Source organism: Limnoglobus roseus (genome assembly GCF_008254045.1).
Taxonomy (GTDB): domain Bacteria; phylum Planctomycetota; class Planctomycetia; order Gemmatales; family Gemmataceae; genus Limnoglobus; species Limnoglobus roseus.
On record NZ_CP042425.1, the window covers coordinates 7395254 to 7412349 of the forward strand.

A 17096-nucleotide genomic window follows, 5' to 3' on the forward strand; every position below is an offset into this window, starting at 1 on the left:
ACTCACTTCTCCTCCGTGGGACCGAACACGTACCCGCGCCCGCGGACCGTCTGAATCAGCCGCGGGCCGCGGGCTTCGAGCTTCCGGCGAAGCTCCATGACGTGGACTTCGAGCGTGTTGGAGGTGCCGTCGTACCGCTCCTCCCACACCTGTTCATAAATGCGCGTCCGCGACAACACCTCGCCGGGGTGCCGCGTGAAGAACACGAGCAGGGCGTACTCGCGGGCCGTCAGATCGAGTCGTTGGCCCGCCCGCTCGACGCGCTGGGTCGCGATGTCGATTGACACGTCCGCGTGCGAAAGCACGGTCGCGGCACGGCCGTCCTTGCGGCGGCCGAGGGACCGAACGCGGGCGACCAGTTCCTCGAACGCGAACGGCTTGCACAGGTAGTCGTCGGCCCCGGTGTCCAACCCGGTGACGCGGTCGGAGACGGACCCACGGGCGGTCAGGAACAGGACCGGCGTCGTACGATCCGTCTGCCGGAACCGCTTCAGGAGCGCCAGCCCGTCGGTGCCGGGCAGCCACCAGTCGAGTACGACCACGTCCCACGCCTCGGACACCAGCCGGTGCCAGCCGTCGGTCCCGTCCGGCGCGAGCTCGACGGTGAACCCTTCCTCGCGAAGCCCGCGGACGACGAAGTCCGCGATCTCAGCTTCATCCTCAATGACCAGCACCCGGATACTCATTGCGTGTCCATTCCCGTCATGGCGTCAGTTCCACGAGTGACAGCTTATTCGCGATCCGCTCTTGCGTTTCCCACGGGTGGACCGCCTCCTCCGCGATCACGGCGGCCCGGAGTTCCACGCCCACGAGGTGACGGCGAGGGGCGACTACCCACCGGACCCGCCCCGCGGTGACGGCCGCCGTGAGTTCGTCCGAAGTCAGGAACTCCGGTGCGGTCCGGCCGAGATCGAAGACCGTGTCGCTGGCGTGGAAAAGGGCCAACCGCGTCGGGTCCGCCGCCGTCCGGTCCCGGACGACCGCGAGGAAGTCCTGCCGGGGTCGGAGTTCGTCGGCCGCCGGATACGCGACGGCGAACACGTAGAACAACGCCAGCCAGACACCGCACATTGCCGGCCCGACACGGGCGGCGCTCCCCTTCCGGGCCACCACAACCATCACCACGACGGCGACCACCCACCCGACGGCCAGAAAACCTCGCCCCGGCAGCGGCGGCAGTTGGTCGTAGGGGGCCGGCAGTACCCACGACGGCGGTAGAATCGCCGCACCGCTCAAAGCAGTCGCGGTACCAATCACCGCCCACCCCGCGGCCCGAAGCCGGCGGGCGGGACCACGAAGTTCGTTCGGCCCGGCCGCCAGCACCCGGCCGATGAGCAGTGCCGCCGCGGGGAGGATCGGCAACAGGTAATACGAACGCCGCGAGGCCGAGGCCGTGAAGAACAAGAACACCGCCCAGAAGTACGCCCGGGCCAGCCGGTCTCCTCGATTCCCGGCCCCCCGTTGCAGGGGCACGACGGCGGCGGGCAGGAACGCCGACCACGGGGACGCGAGGACGAAAACCGCCCCGAGGTAGAGGTAGACCGGCCCGAGGTGGTTGTGGGGGGCGAAGAACCGTCGGACGTTCTCCCGCCAGACCATTCCCAACGCACCTTCATCTCCACCCTGCCCTAGGGCCAGGCCGAACGGCACGAGGTAAGCGATGACGCCGAGCGGGAGGGCGAGCAGTGTCCAGCGGTTCAGAAACCAACGGTTGCTCGCGACCCCGGCCGCGAGCAGCGATCGGATCGTTGCCGGCTCGCAGTGATCGGCCCAAGCGGTCCAGAGGCCGTGAATCCCGAAGACGGCGATCGGCAACGCGAACCCGAGTAATCCCTTCGTCAGCGAAACCGCGGCCATCCACAGCCAGAGGCCGATGACCCACGGACCGGCCTTTCCCATCGCACGGTCGTAGAGCCAGACCGCGATCAACACGCCCGTGACGGTCTCCACATCGGCCGTCGCCCGCCGGGCGTAAAACACAAAGCCAAAGCTCGTCGCGAGCACCGCCCCGGCAAAAACGCTCGCCCGTCCGCCGTACAGCCGACGGCCGAGTACGGTGACGACCCAAACCCCGATCACACCCGCTAGCGCCGACGGCAGCCTCGCGGCCGTCTCGTCAACACCGCCAGTCAGATGCGAGGCGAGGACGATGAGCCAGTACGATCCCACCGGCTTGTCGGGGTACGCCCGGCCGTTGACGGTGGGGTGAAGGAAATCGCCCGACTGCCGCATCTCGCGGGCGATCTCCGCCCAACGGACTTCCTCGGACACCACGGCGCGGTCGCCCAGGCGAACGAGAAAAAGTGCGACGGCGGCTACGACGAGCACTCCAACCGCCACCCGCCCGCCGAACCACGACCCCGTGCCTTCCGAGCACGGGGCGTCAACAACGTCCATATCCCCTCCTTCCGTCGCGGCCGCGGTTACTTCTTCTCTTCGTCCTTCTTCTCCTCGGTCTGTTTGATCGTGCCGTCGGCCGTGATTTGCACCTCGTAGGTCTTCTTGTCGGCGGCGACCAGGATCACCTCGTAGAAGTCGAGCGTTTCCTTGCCGTCGACGACCTTGACGACCTCCTCGGCGAGCTTGGTCGTCGCCTTCGGGTACTTGGCCGCCAGCGCGGCGGTCACGGCTTTGGGCAGGTTCTTGTCGTCGATCACCTTCTCGATGAGCGTGATCTTGCCGTCCGGGCTGAGCATCACGTCCATCTTCGTCGTGCCGTCCTTGAGCGAGACTTCGTACTCGGTCTTGTCGCCCTCCGTCTCCTTCGCGGCTTCGACCATCTCGGCCTTCGGGAACCGCTTCTTGACCGCCGCCGTGACCGCCTTCGGCAATTTGTCGAGGGCGATCTTTTCCTCGCCGGCCCGCGAGACACCAACGGCCAGAACGACGGTCGCCACGCATCCGATTAAAGCTCTCATGTCGTTGCTCCGAGAATAACTGGGAATGGCTTGGGACATCCAAGGCCGACTACCGCAGCAGTGGTGAGGATACGCGGGGAAGTTAAGCGGATCGTGAGGGAGGGATAAACTCGGCCTTATCTTCACAACAGTAGGCCGCGGCACGAAATCGGCGGCTTCCACTCCTGCACACGCTTCGCGATGATCAAAGATCCGGCCTTGCGGCCCCCGGGGGTCCGTTCTTCGGCGTGAAACGGGTGAGAGAACGGCCAGTGACCTCCATCTCTTCTACACTTCCCCCATTCCTTCCTAGGGAGTCGTTATGAACCCGCTCGCGTCCACGACGAACTTCGACACCGACCGGCCCGACACGCACGGCAAGGCGCTGCGAATCAACATGGACCGGCGGCGGTACGGCACGTTCGCGGAGATCGGAGCCGGGCAGGAAGTCGTCCGGTGGTTCTTCCGCGTCGGCGGGGCGGCCGGGACGATCGCCAAGAGCATGTCCGCGTACGACATGACCGTCAGCGACGCCATCTACGGGCACGCCAACCGGTACGTCAGTCGGCAGCGGTTGGAAGCGATGCTCGACCACGAGTACAAGCTCAACCTCGAACGCCTCGCCAACAGCCGCGAGGACACCACGTCGTTCTTCGCGTTCGCCGACACCGTCTCGGCCCGCAACTTCATGGGCACGAACGACTGCCAGGGCTGGATGGGGGTCCGGTTCCAGGTCTACCCGCGGGACCACGAGACGCAAGTCATCATTCACTTCCGGCTGATGGACCCGTCGAATGTCCTCCAGCAGGAAACCATCGGGATCATCGGCGTCAACCTGTTGTACGGCGCGTTCTTCCTGCACCACGAGCCAGAGTTGCTCATCCAGTCGTTGATGGACGACTTGAATTCCAACCGCATCGAGATCGACCTGATCGAGTTCTCGGGCATCGGCTTCCGGGCCGTGGACAACCGGCTGATGAGCCTCAGTCTCGTGCGGCACAAGCTGTCGAAGGCGGCCATGTTCGGCCCGGACGGCAAGGTGCTGCTGTCCAGTGAGTTGCTCTACAAGAAGCCGGCCCTGGTGGAGCGCGGGAGTTTCCGCCCCGTCACCCACGTGAACCTCGACATCCTCCGGGCGGCGACGGTGAAGTTCAAGGACATGCTCCCGGACGAAGACAAGGGGCAGATCGTGAACGTGGCCGAGATCACGATGCGGAACCTGATGGGCGGAAGGGACACCGGCGCGCCGGACATCCGCGACTTCTTGGCCCGGGCCGACGCGATGGGGGCGTGCGGCCTGAACGTCATGATCTCGGACTTCTCGGAGTTCTACCGGCTGGCGACCTACCTCCGCCGCCAGACCGGCAAGCCGATCGGCCTGGCGATGGGGTTAGTCACCGTGCCGGAAATCTTCGACGCGAGCTATTACACGACTTTGGAAGGCGGCCTGTTGGAAGCGCTCGGCCGACTCTTGAGCGGCGACATCTCGATGTTCATCTACCCCTACGTGAACCGCGAGACGAACGAAGTGATGTCGATTGATAATCTGGACCTACCAGTCGAAAGCAAGCCGCTGTACGACTACGCCGTTCGCACCGGCCGGATTCGGGGGCTTGAGAGCCTGAACGCAGAGTATCTGAAGATCGACAGCCGCGACGTGCTGAAGAAGATCGCGACCGGCGACGGCACCTGGGAGCAAATGGTCCCGGAGCCGGTGGTGAAACTGATCCGCGAGCGCGGCCTGTTCGGCTGCAAGAAGTAACCCTGGCGAGCGGGGGGTGTCAGCCCCCTGATTCTCGCCCCGCGGGTGAGAGAATCAGGGGGCTGACACCCCCCGCTCGCCAAAAGTCATTCTTTCTCTTTTCCCGTCGGCAGTTCGGGCTTGTTCGTCGTCGGTAGGAACTTTGCCAACTCTTTCTTCACGTCGGCGTACTTCTCGTCCTTTGCCAAGTTGGTCCACTCGAACTCGTCCGCGTCGTGGTCGTACAGTTCTTCACCGCCGCTGGCGTACCGGATGTACCGCCACTTCGCGGTGCGGACGGCGTGGTTGTTCAGGTGGTACGTCGTGATCGCCGGGTGATCCCACTTCGCCGTCGGATCGAGGAGCAGCGGCTTGATGTCGTTGCCTTCCACGTGGGCCGGCTTGTCGATCCCGCAGAGCGAGCAGAGCGTCGGGTAGATGCTCATGAGGTCCACAGTGCGGTCACACACGCCGGGTTTCGTAACGCCGGGCGCGACCCAGATGAACGGCATCCGCGTCGTCTCTTCCCACAGGGCGAACTTCCGCCAGTGTTCCTTCTCGCCGAGGTGCCATCCGTGGTCGCCCCAGAAGACCACGATGGTGTTGTCCTTCTCCGGCGACTTTTCGTAGGCGTCGATCAGTCGGCCGACCTGCGCGTCACAGTACGCGATGGCGGCGAGGTAGCCCTGCACCGCCTCCTTCCACCGGCCGCTCTTGACCATCGTCGCGTGGTCGCCCTGCGGCTTGGCGAACTTGATCCCGCCGGGCGGCACGTCCTTCAGATCATCCGCCGTGGTCGGTGGCAGTTCGATCGAATCGAGGGGGAACAGGTCGTAGTACTTCTTCGGCACGTTCCACGGCATGTGCGGCTTGTGCAGGCCGACGGCTACGAAGAACGGCTTGTCGTGCTTCGCCCCGAGTTGCTTGATGCCCGCATCGACGATCGACTCGTCCTGAAGTTTTGAGTCGTCGGTGAGCGGTTGGAACTTGATCCCGCCGACGCCGTCGTTCTTCGCGGTCGGGTGCGGCGTGACCTTCTCGTTCGCACCGACGAAGTAATCCGTCCACTCGCCGGGCCGGTGGGCGTTGGCGTGGTAAATCTTGCCGCTGCCGTGAACGTCGTAGCCGGCTTTGAGGAACTGCGTGGTGAGCGTCTGCTCCTTCGGGATGACCGCCTTCCAGTCCTGGCCGTTGTCGTAGACGCCGGTGGAGCCAGGGCGAAGGCCGGACATAAGCGCCGCCCGCGACGGGTTGCACACCGGGGCGGCGCAGTACGCCTTCGTGAACGTCACGCCCATCTTGGCGAGGCGGTCAATGTTCGGCGTCTTCGTTTGCTTGTTCCGCCCGAGGTGACCGACCCAATGGTTGAGGTCGTCCACCGCGATGAACAGCACGTTCGGCCGCTTGACCGGATCAGCCGCGAGTAACGGGACGGCGATCAAGAGAAGCACGACGACGGAAACAACTCTCGGCATCGGTCACTCCTTTGTGGATGCGGTTACGGGCCAGGGTTCGACTTGCGACCGCTTCGCCCACGCCGTGTACTTGGCGACGAGTTCCTGAACCTTCTCCGGCATCTTCGCCGCCAGGTCGTTCGCCTCGACCCGGTCCTTCGCCATGTCGTAAAGTTCCCACGGCTTGGCGTGCTTCGCGACGAGCTTCCAGTCGCCGACGCGCACCGCCCGATTCCCCTCGTGCTCCCAGAAAATCGCGTCGCGGTCGATCGGCTTGTCACCGAACGCGGGGCGAAGGCTCTTCCCTTCCAGCGGCGGCGCGTCCTTCGGGTAAGCCGCCCCACCGAGATCGTAGAACGTGGCCGCGAGGTCGATGAGGTGGCCGGGCTGTTTCCGGAGTTCGCCGCGCGACGCGATACCGGCCGGCCAGTGGGCGATCAACGGCGTGCTGATGCCGCCCTCGTGAACCCAGTGCTTGTACTCGCGGAACGGCGTGTTGCTGACGGTCGCCCAGCCGCGACCGTAGGCAATGTACGTGTCCTCGGGGCCGGGCATCACCTTCGGCCCCATGCGGACGGGGAACCCGTCACGGGTCTGAGCCGGCACGCTGCCGGCCGCTGCGAAGTCCTCCGGTTTCATGACCGGCAGCGTCGGGCTAGCGGGCCGCTCGATGTTCGGATGGTTCTTGTTCCCGGTCCGGCCCTGGAGTTCTGCACAGCCGCCGTTGTCCTGAAGGAAGAGGATGAGCGTGTTGTCGAACTGGCCGGTGCGTTTCAGTTCCGCGACGAGCTTGCCGACGCCCTGGTCCATGCGGTCGATCATGGCCGCGTACACTTCCATGCCGGCCGCCTCCCACCGCTTGTCGGCCACGCCGGGCCACGTGCCGGGGTTCGGGGCCATCCCCTGCCCCGCGTCGATCAGCCCGAGTTTCGCGGCCTTCTCAAAGCGAGCCTTGCGGATCGCCCCGTACCCCGCGTCGTACTTCCCGCGGTACTTCGCGATGTCTTCCGGCAGGGCGTGCATCGGCCAGTGGGCGGCCGTGTAGGCCACGTACATCAAGAACGGCTTTGTGGCGTGGTCCTTGGCGTGGTCGGCGACGAACCGCGTCGCGTGGTCCGAGATGGCGTCGGTGTAGTAGTACTTCGCCGGCTTGTACTCCGGGTCGGCGAACGGCGAAATCATCGTGTCGTCGCGGACCAGCGAGGACGGATCGAAGTAGCTGCCCGCGCCGTGGATGGTGCCGTAGTAGCGGTCGAAGCCGCGGAACCGCGGCCAGTTCTGCTTCGGCCCGTTGGCGGCCGCGTTGTGGGTGACGTGCCACTTGCCGACGGCGTAAGTTCGGTAGCCGGCCGGCTTCAGCACCTCGGCGATCGTCCGACTGTTCGACGACAGGTTGCCGCGGTAGCCGGGCTTGCCGTTGTCTTCCATCATGTGCCCGATGCCGGCCATGTGCGGGTAGAGGCCCGTGAGCAGACTCGCCCGCGTGGGGCAACAGCGGGCGTTGTTGTAGAACTGGGTGAACCGCACGCCGCCGGCCGCGAGGGCGTCGAGGTTCGGCGTCGCCACCTCGCCGCCGTAGCAGCCGAGGTCGGAGAAGCCCATGTCATCGCAGAGAATCACGACGACGTTCGGCCGCTTCGTCCCTTCGTCAGCGACGGCGGCTTGAGACAGTGTGAGGGCCAAACACAACACGGCGGCACGGAGAGAGGTCACGCGGTGGCCCTCGGTTGGTGGAGAGGGGAGGCGGTGTCATGTTAGGGATCGGACGCGAAGGGGAACGCCCCGGCCGGTGATCGGCAGGCCGACTTTGTCAGAATCGGGCGGGCAAACTCACCCCACGAATACGCCACCCGCCAAGCCCGGGAAATAGTCGTCGTCGGCGTCCACCGGCGGTTGGCCGCTCGCGGTGATTTTCGAGCCGAGGTAGCGGGTCACGTGACTTGCCGTCCCCGGCCCAGTGCCGGCGAGAATGTCCGCCCGACCGTCGCCATCGACGTCCGCGGCCGCGACCCGCACGCCGCCGCGGTTGTTCGGATCGCCCGCGAAGAAGTTCGCGGCCACCACCTGTCGGTTGTCGATCAGTTCCTTGCCGTCGAGGGCGAACACGCGCGGCCCGCCGCCGGGACCGCCACCGGCGATCAGTTCCTCGAACCCGTCACCGTTGAGGTCGCCCGCCGTGATGAAGACGCCGTTCCGCAGGGTTTGCTCGAAGAGGAAGAAGTCGTTGAAGAGTGTCCGTTGGGACGGCGTGCCGAGGAACGCCCCGTCCCAGACCGACACCCGCGGCCCGCCCCCGAACCCAGCCGCGACGAGCAGGTCCGCACGACCGTCGCCGTTGATGTCGCCGAACGCCGGCCGCGCGCCGCCGCGGAAATTCGGGTCGTCGATGCCAAAGTAATCGGTCACGGTGCTGAAACTGCCCCCGTGGAACACCCGCACCCGGGGGCCGCCACCTTCGTCGGGGGAAATGGCGATCTCAGCCTTGCCGTCGCCGTCAATGTCGCCGGCCGCCACGTACACCCCGCCGGTGAACGCCGACTCGAACGGTTGAATCGAGAACAATTCGCGGCCGCCCACACCGCTGAGCACGCGCACTTGGGTCACGGTGCCCGGCCCGGTGCCCACGATCAGGTCCGGCACGCCGTCGCCGTCCACATCGCCGGTCGCCACCCGGACACCGCCGGTGAAGGTGGTGTTGAAGACGACGCCGTCGAAGAGAATCTGCTTCTCGCCGCCGAACAGAATGGCCCGCGCCTGCCCCCCCGCGTCTGCCCCGACCGCGAACCCGCGAGGGGCAGGCGGGACGACGACCGGCGGCGGAGGGATGACGACTGGCGGGGGCGGAACGACAACCGGCGGTGGTGGCGGCGGGACGAGTACAGGCGGGGGCAGCACGGTCACTACGGGTAACACCCTCACCGTCGCGGTCCGGTCGGCGAACCCGCCGTCCACTTCGATCACCCGGCCGCGGACGGTGTGGTCCCCGCTGTTCGCGATCACGCTCGCCGGCACGGCCACCGAGGCATCCGTCACGGATCCGGCGTAGGTGCCGTCGCCGAGGTCGAAGACGCCGTCGTTGTCGAAGTCGTAGCTGTAGCGGAACCCGGCCGCCGACGCGCGAACGGACGGGTGCGAAACCGCCGCGAACGCCACAATTGCCGCCCCCCCTTCGATGGTGGAGGTGCCGGCAAAGGTCGCCGTCGGGGCGACGGTCGTCACCGTCGTGATCGCCGTGGACTCGGTGAAGCCGCCGTCCTTGTCGTACACCCGACCGCGGACCGTGTAGGTGCCGGGGCTGGCGAACGTAAACGAGGCCGATGCGGAAGTGCTGGCCACGGTCGTCGTCCGGCCGTCGGCGATGAAGTCGTATTCGTACCGGAACCCGACCGCGACATCCCGCGGGACGTCGGCCACCGCGGTGAAGGACGCGACGGCAGGTTGCCCCACGGGCACGGGAGTGGAGACGGTGAACGTCCCGGTCGGGGCGACGTTCGTCACGGGGATGGTAGCCGTGGAATCGGTGAACCCGCCGTCCGGGTCGATCACCCGGCCGCGAACCACACGGTTCATCGGGCCGTCCGAAAGGAAACTCGCCGTCACGGTCGCAGACGCGCCAGTCACGGACCCGGCGTAGGTGCCGTCGCCAACATCGAAGGTGCCGTCGTTGTCGAAGTCGAACGCATAGCGGACAATTGCGCGGTCGCCGGGCGACGGATCGACGACGGAAGAGAACGTCACGCTCCCGCTCGCCCCTTCCGCGACCGAACCGCCGGCGACGAACGTCGCAGTCGGGTTTACGTTCGTTACGGTCAAGTCAGTCGTGGAATCGGTGAACCCACCGTCCTTGTCCGTCACCCGGCCGCGAACGGTCCGCACGGCCGGCCCGTTCGGCAGGAAGGCCGCCGGCACAACAACGGTTGGCGTTGTGACGTTCACCACATCGAAAGTGCCGTCGTTGTCGAAGTCGAAGCTGTACGTGAACCCTGCCGCGACGTCTGCCGACGACGGGTCGGTCACGGCCCCGAACGAGACACCGCCAGCGGATCCCTCGGCCACCGGGCCGCCGTTGGAAAGCACGGTGGTTGGGGCCACGTTGTTAACGGTGACGGTCCTGACCGCCTCGGTGAAGCCGCCGTCCTTGTCGTACACCCGCACGCGGACCGTCCGCACGCCGGAGTCGGCTGTCGGCACACTCGCCGTCGCGCCGGTCACACCCGTGGCGTAGTTGTTCCCGCCGAGGTCGAAGGTGCCGTCGTTGTCGAAGTCGAACGCATATCGCAGGCTGAGTTGATCGACCGGGGCATCCGTGGCGGTCGCGGTCAGGGTGAACGCCGACCCTTCCGCCACCGGCCCGTTGTCTGCCAGCGAGAGCGTGGGGTTGGCGTTCGTCACGTGAACGGTGGTCGTGTACTCGCTGAAGTTGTTGTCCTTGTCGGAAATGCGAACGCGAACAACGCGGTCGAACGGGCCGTCCGATAAGAAGGTCGCCGGCACGATCACCGCAGCAGTCGTCCCGCTGAGGTCGAAGGTGCCATCGTTGTCGAAGTCGTAGCTGTACGTGAACCCCGCCATCGTGTCGGCCGACGACGGGTCCGAGACCCCGCTGATGCTGACATTCCCGGCCTCTCCTTCCAGCACCGTCCCGCCGGTCACGGTGCCGGAAGGGCCGACGCCGGCGACGACAATCGGGGTACTCAGTGTCAACGTGCCGCCGTCCTTGTCGGTAACGAGGACGTGAACAGTGACTGTCGTCGGACCATCGGCCAACAGCGATGCCGGGACGGTCGCCACGTTCGCTGATTGCACCACCTCGTAGACGCCGTCGTTGTCGAAGTCGAAGCGGTACGTAAGCCCGGCGGCCACGTCTGCGGCCGACGGGTCGGTCGCCGTGACGGTGACGGTGGTCGGGGTGGCACTGCTCTCTGTGGTCGGCCCACTGTTCGCGAGGGTGCCGGTCGGCGCAGAGTTGATGACGGTCAACGTACCGTCAGCGGACACCACCGGAGCGTTCACGCCGTCCGACACCCGCACGCGGATCGGGTAGGCCGTGCCGGAACTCGAACCGTCGCCGATGCCGAGGGCGTTCAGTTGGGCCGCCGTCAGTGTCGGCGTGGGGCCGGCCGCGTCCGTGAAGATCCCGTCGTTGTTCAAGTCCCACTGGTAAGTCAGCGGGTCGTTCTCGGCGTCCCCGGCCATCGCCGACAGGCTGAGTGAGCCGCCCTCGATGACGGTATACGACCCGCCGGCCGAGGCAACAGGCGGCGTGTTGCCCGCCTGCTCCGTGGCCAGAATGTACTCGCCGGAACTTCCACCCGCCGCGGAGACGCGCACGTAATAGGTGCCGACCGTGGGCAAGCTGACCGACGCGAGGGCGTTCCGGCCGTCACCCGCCGAGTTGTCGTCGGTCGCGACTGGCGTACCGGACGAATCGAAAACGGTGATGATGGGGTCGAGCGTATTGACGAACTCGCCGGCCGCGTCACCCGGGGTGATGGTGCGAAACTGGAGCGATGGCCCGGCAGTTCCGACCGCGACAGCGTACCAGGCCGTATCGGGGCCGGATGTCAACCCGCCCAACGCCCGACTGCCGAGGGCGAGCGTCTGCGCGGTGCCCGTCGCGTTGTTCGTCCCGCGGTCGAGCGTCGCCCCGCTGACGACGGTCAGTTGGTACACGGTCGGGTACACGTCGCTCACGCCAACGAAATAAGTGCCGGACATGGCAGCGGTCAGTTCTGCCGTGGTCGTGTAACTGCCCGCAGCCGTACCGGCCGGGACGACCACCGTGCCGAGCGGGTCGAGGATTTGCAGCGTCGTACTCGCCGACCCCGTCAAGCCGACGGACAGGCGTTGCCCGGTGGTCAGGGACACCGAGTAGAAGTCACCTACCGCGCGGGCCGCGGGCAGTGTTGTGCCGGATTGAAGTACTTCCAACGTGTACGTGCCGGTGCCACTGAAGGACGTCACGCGGATCAAGTAATCGCCGGTCGTGCCGATCGAGAAGCCGTAGATGCCGGACTCCTCGGTGGTCGACCCGTCCACCGTCTGCAGTATCGTTCCCGCACTGTTGAGAAGGGCGAGAGTCGGGGCGAACCCGTTGTCACCCACGGCCCGGACGGTGAGGCGGTCGTTGGCGGTCAAGGTGTAGCGGAAGAAGTCCGCGTCCGCAGCCGTCGAGATCGTGCCAGTGACGGCTGCCCGATTCTGAACCTGCTGCCACGAGGTCGAGGCGTCGTTCGCCGCCCCAATGGAATCGTTCCCCTCGCTTTCGGCCGTGAACGCGCCGCCGGTGGTCGGGGCCGTGCCGGCATTCTCCAACCGAACGCCGATGCGGTAGTTCCCCGTGCCGGTGCCGAAGTCCCGCGCGCGAACGTAGTACGTGTCCGGCGTGACGACCGCGAAGCGAAAGAGGATCGATTCCGTACCCGGTCCGCTGTCGTCGTCCTCCGTGACAATGGTCCCGTTCGCCCGGATCAACTCGACGTAGGGATCGACGATCCCGCCGGTGATGCCCGACGCACTGCCGGACATGGTGATCGTGACCACGTCACCAACCTGGAACGTGCCGACCCGCACGTAGTCAAAATCGCCCGACGCACGGATCGACCCTGTCCAGCCGAGTTGGTAGGTCGCACTCCCGGGCACGGCGGCAAAGTTGTTCCGCTCGTCGTTCGCCGTGGCGGCGGTATCGTTCGCCTCCACCTCGGCCGGCGTGGCCCCGGCGACCCCGACGATGGACGTGACCGCAACGCTGTCAGTCGGGGCGACGGCCAACGGGTCGAGGGCTTGGGCCGTGCCCGTCGTGTCGTTGCTGCCGAATCCGTATTGTTCGCCTTCGCCGGAAGCGTTCAGCAACAAACGGAGCGAGTACGCCCCGGTCGTCGTTCCGTTGCCCGAGACGCGCACCTTGTACGTTCCCGCGGCGGCCACGGGCAGCGATGCCGTGATCGCCTTCCCGGCGGTCGTGCCGGTAAACGTGGTGAAGATCGTGCCCGACGGGTCTTCGATCCGCACCCGCGGAATCAACGTGGCTCCGGCCGCCGGTGTGACGATCGCCGACAGTTGTTGGCTGGCGTCGAGTGTGATCGTGAACTCATCGGTGTCGGCCGTCGTTCCCACCGTCGTGGCAAACGGGAACGTGCCGTCGTACACCAGCGACCCGAGCGGGAGAGCGGCCGTCAGCGGGGTCGGGAAAGCGACGGTGTCGTAGTCGAGGGTGAACGACGAGTTGAACGCCAGCGACGCGAACCCGGCCGCGTCCGTCGCCGCCCCGTACTTGAGCGACAGGTACGTCGTCCCTTCGCCGAACCCGCCGACCGTGAACCGCACCTGCGTGGGGGACATCAACGTAACCGCAGTGACGGTCCCTTGCGATAGATTGAGGTCAGCCACGGTCAGGCTCGACGCGAGCACGGGCTCCGAGAACGTCACGTCCACCGCCGTCACGTTGGGAGTCAGCGTTGCCCCGGCCGCAGGCGTGATCGCCGTCACCGTGAGGGCCACCGGGTCGTACAGGAAGTTCGCCGTGTAGCGATCCGAGATCGCCTCGCCGGGGGTCGCGTCAAAATCCTGATTCATCGCCGCCCCGTTATCGGCGGCGGTGACGTTCGGACCAACGACCATCGTGTACAGCCCCTGAGCAGACTGGGCCGTGAAGTCGATGCGAAGGGTCGTCGCGGAGGTCCACGCGAATCCGGTAATGGACGACCGCAGGTCCGATCCCGTGGGGTCGGTGAAACTGACCACGTCGGCCGCGGAGGCGAAACTACTCGTGTCCATCGCTTCGCTGAACGTCAACGTGAGCGATGCCGGGGCTGCGGCCGTCACACCGGCCGGCGATTGCGCGACCACGGCGGGCGTCGCCGATGCCGCTGGCAGGTCGAACGCCTCGTTGAAACTCGTGCTGGTGGAGTTGGCAGTGGACGCCGAGGCACCGAGGCCGCGGCGGGCGAACGCCTGCCAAATTTCCCGCTGGTTAACGCCGCCCGTGAGGGCCACGTCGGCCGCCAGGATCGCGTCCCGAGCCTGGACGAAGGTCGGGTTCACCGCCTGTAACTTCATGCCGTCGAGGACCAACCGCAGGGCCAGTTTGTTCCCCGCGCTCGCCGGGCCGCCGTCGGCGGCGTAGCCGGTACTCAGGTCCGGGTCGAACCCGTACTTGTTGATGAACAGCCAGTTCATGTCCCATAGAGCGGAGGCCCACAAGGCCCCGGCCCAGTGGACTTCGGTGCTCTGGTTGGTCCCGGTTCCGTAGTCCGAAAAAGTCATCGGGTTGATCGTCTTGTCGAAGCTGTACGGGTGCTGGCGGATGCCGTCGCCAGTCGTTGGTTGGCCGAGGACGTACGTGGCGAGGCCGTACTTGTCGTTCGCCCGGTCGGTCGTTCGCTGGGTGAGCATCAGGGCGAAGAAGTCGCTCCAGCCCTCGCCCATCCCCGCGCTCTGGAGGTTGTTCAGGGCCGAGGCGTTCGCCGGCCCGCCGGTGAGGCGGTTGCTGATGCCGTGACCGTACTCGTGCGCGATCACACCGTTGTCGAAGTCGCTGTCCCGGTTCGGGTTCGAGTTGGTGAACCGGTACATCTGCATGCGCGGCGGCGACCCGTCCGGCGGCGACGCGAAGTTCGCGTTGTTCGTCCCGCTGCCGTCCTGGGCGTCGGCCAGAACGGCGTCGTTCCCCTTCCCGAGACCGGTGTAGTTCTTCGTCTGGAAGTTCCCGGACGCCTCGTCGAAGCCGTACCGGTACGTCACGTCGTGCATGACGTTGTTCATGTAGAAGAGGTTCGTCGTCAGGGCCGGCAGGTACGTACTCGGGTCCTGTGTCGCCGGGAACGGGAAGTCGAAGATCAGTCCCGACCCGCCGCTCGGCCGAACGCCGCCGCTGTCGTTGGCGTCCAGGTCGTCCTGGGCCGACACGTTGTTCCCGCGGGTGTCGGTGAACTCGGCCCCGGCAACGCCGTTCGTGTCGTGCCACCCGTAGGGGCTGGCAACCGGGTCGGCCGGGTTGACCAGAACGGCCCGCCCGCCGTCCTGGGGGCTATCGTTCGGAACGGGGACGACGTTGTACGTGTCGAAGTTGTCGACCCAGTCGGCCCAGTACTCGACCGCCCCGTCCTGCGTGTCCACAGTGAGCTGATACCAGTGGTTGCCGTCGGGCGTGCGGGCGGACATCTCCCAGACCGGGCGGACGCCGCGGGGCGTGTTCACGTAGGCCCGTGCGACGCGGATGTCGAGGTCCGAAAAATCCTTCTCCCGGACGACGACCGCCTGTTCGATTCCGCCTTCGGTGGCCACGATGGTCGGCGGGGTGGTGAGGGTGTACCCGAACGCGGCCGCCGCCAAAGGAACAGCATCGGTCGCACTGACGACCGGCGGCACGACGGCCGGGGCGACCGCCGCGAGGTTCGGAACGAACGCGGCGTTCACGATCACCGGTTGCCCGTTCGCCGTCAGGTGGACGCCGGCCGTGGCGTTCAGGATCGGTAAGCCGTTCAGTTGCTGGAAGAAGTAGACGTGCGACTCACCGAGGCTCGCGTAGTTGTCCGTCACCGAAGCCGAGGCGACATCGTCGGGCGTCAACCCGGCCTGGGCGGCGACCAGCGATAATGTATCCCGGGCGATCGTCTCCGCGTTGCCGATCCGCGCACTGGCGAAGGCCGTCGACGGCATGAAGGTATAACTCGGCGGCATGGTGTTCAGGCCGCCCTCACCCTGCACGAGTGCCTCCGTCACGGTGGCGGTCGGCACGGTGCGGTCTTCCAACGACAGGACGAATAGCGGATGACTGCGGCGAACGGCCTTGGCGGGACGGCTTTTCTTCGGAGAGCGAGAGGCGTTCGACATAGTATTCCCGGCGCGTCACGGGTCGTGCCGCGAGGAGGCATGGGAGATCGGCTGATGGCACCGCGTGCGGAAACCCGATTCGAGACGCTGTATCATAGCAGCCGCCTTCTCCAGTTGCCCGGATCGGGAGGCGCCATTTGGCCAGGAAAGCTCCGGTCGCCGGCTCGCCCCTCCGGCTACTCCGCCTCGCTCGGATCAGGCGGGCTTTCCTTCTTCTTGACCAGGATCACGCGGTTGCCGCGCGCGTTGTACCCGACCTCGTCCATGAACGCCCGCATGAGGAGAATGCCCCTCCCGCTGGGGCGGTCGAAGAAGGACGGGTCCGTGGGATCGGGTAGCGAGGAAATGTCGAACCCGTCGCCACCGTCGGAGACCACGAACGTCGCCCGGTGCGGCTTGAGGCGGGCCGTGATCCGGACCCGCCGGTCGCGGTAAGGGGCTTGCTGCCTCCGTTCCGTGACCTGGGCGTAGAAGGCGTGCTCGTTCACGCACTTGAGTTCGGAACTGACGCCGAGGTTGCCGTGATAAATGGCGTTCAACAACGTCTCCTCCAGGGCGATCCCGACCCGGGTGACGGCCGTCGCGTCGCAGATGCCGAGCGAGACGATGTCGTGTTGGAGAAGCGCGATCAGGGGGCTGACCACGGTGGGATCGTTGTCGATCTCGAAGTGCGTCGTCTGGGCCTTCAAGCTCTGGAGGGCTTTCGTCTGGCAATCATCGGTCTGCGACGCGGCCAGCACTTGCTCCACGGCCGACGCGAGGTCGGCCGCCAACGTCTGCTTCGTGACATAGCTGGCGGCCCCGGCCTTCAGCGCGGCGACGGCGATCTTCTCACTCCCCTGGCCGGTCATGATGATGACCGGAATCTTCGGGTACTCGGCCCGAACGCGGGTCACGAGTTCCAGCCCGTCGATCCGCGGCATCTGGAGGTCGGTCACCACGGCGGCGGGCCGTAGCCGGCCGATGACTTCCAGCGCTTCCTCCCCGTCGCACGCATACTCGACCCGCCAATTGCCTCGCTTCTCGATCATCCGCCCGGCCACCCGGCGATCGACGGGGGAATCGTCGACCACGAGAATGATCGACGATTCGTGGTCGCGGGTGGCCCCGGGATTGTCGGGGCCGTTGGGTTCGGGAATGGGGGGGTGAAGGGTCATGGGTCGGATCACC

Annotated in this window: 8 protein-coding genes; 1 reads left to right on the forward strand and 7 read right to left on the reverse strand. The window is 66.4% G+C overall.

The features are described from left to right. Positions 1 to 2: 2 nt before the first annotated feature. Genes PX52LOC_RS31790 through PX52LOC_RS31800 form a run of 3 tightly spaced genes read right to left on the reverse strand, consistent with a single transcriptional unit; the run spans position 3 to position 2918 of the window. Positions 3 to 686: a response regulator transcription factor gene (locus PX52LOC_RS31790; protein ID WP_149113853.1), complete on the reverse strand. Its 684-nt coding sequence runs from the start codon at positions 684 to 686 to the stop codon at positions 3 to 5. Between the two features lie 16 nt (positions 687 to 702). Beyond that, positions 703 to 2397, reverse strand: a complete 1695-nt coding sequence (locus PX52LOC_RS31795) for an ArnT family glycosyltransferase (RefSeq protein ID WP_149113854.1) — start codon at positions 2395 to 2397, stop codon at positions 703 to 705. A 26-nt stretch (positions 2398 to 2423) separates the two neighbouring features. Beyond that, on the reverse strand, positions 2424 to 2918 hold the full coding sequence (locus tag PX52LOC_RS31800; protein ID WP_149113855.1) for a PepSY-like domain-containing protein: 495 nt from the start codon (positions 2916 to 2918) through the stop codon (positions 2424 to 2426). 301 nt (positions 2919 to 3219) lie between these two features. Between PX52LOC_RS31800 and PX52LOC_RS31805 the strand changes: the two genes are divergently transcribed. Beyond that, complete coding sequence (locus PX52LOC_RS31805) at positions 3220 to 4659, forward strand: TonB-dependent receptor (protein ID WP_149113856.1); 1440 nt, start codon at positions 3220 to 3222, stop codon at positions 4657 to 4659. 86 nt (positions 4660 to 4745) lie between these two features. Here the strand turns inward: PX52LOC_RS31805 and PX52LOC_RS31810 are convergent, their stop codons facing one another. The 4 genes from PX52LOC_RS31810 to PX52LOC_RS31825 form a co-directional block, all read right to left on the reverse strand. Beyond that, positions 4746 to 6113 (reverse strand): sulfatase, encoded by a 1368-nt coding sequence (locus tag PX52LOC_RS31810; protein ID WP_149113857.1) that lies wholly within the window; start codon positions 6111 to 6113, stop codon positions 4746 to 4748. A 3-nt stretch (positions 6114 to 6116) separates the two neighbouring features. Next, positions 6117 to 7805 carry an arylsulfatase gene (locus tag PX52LOC_RS31815; protein WP_149113858.1) on the reverse strand — a complete coding sequence of 563 codons (1689 nt, stop codon included), beginning with the start codon at positions 7803 to 7805 and terminating at the stop codon, positions 6117 to 6119. A 117-nt stretch (positions 7806 to 7922) separates the two neighbouring features. Further along, positions 7923 to 15926 (reverse strand): M36 family metallopeptidase, encoded by an 8004-nt coding sequence (locus PX52LOC_RS31820; RefSeq protein WP_149113859.1) that lies wholly within the window; start codon positions 15924 to 15926, stop codon positions 7923 to 7925. Positions 15927 to 16102: 176 nt separating this feature from the next. Next, positions 16103 to 17083: a response regulator gene (locus tag PX52LOC_RS31825; RefSeq protein ID WP_149113860.1), complete on the reverse strand. Its 981-nt coding sequence runs from the start codon at positions 17081 to 17083 to the stop codon at positions 16103 to 16105. Between the last annotated feature and the right edge of the window lie 13 nt (positions 17084 to 17096).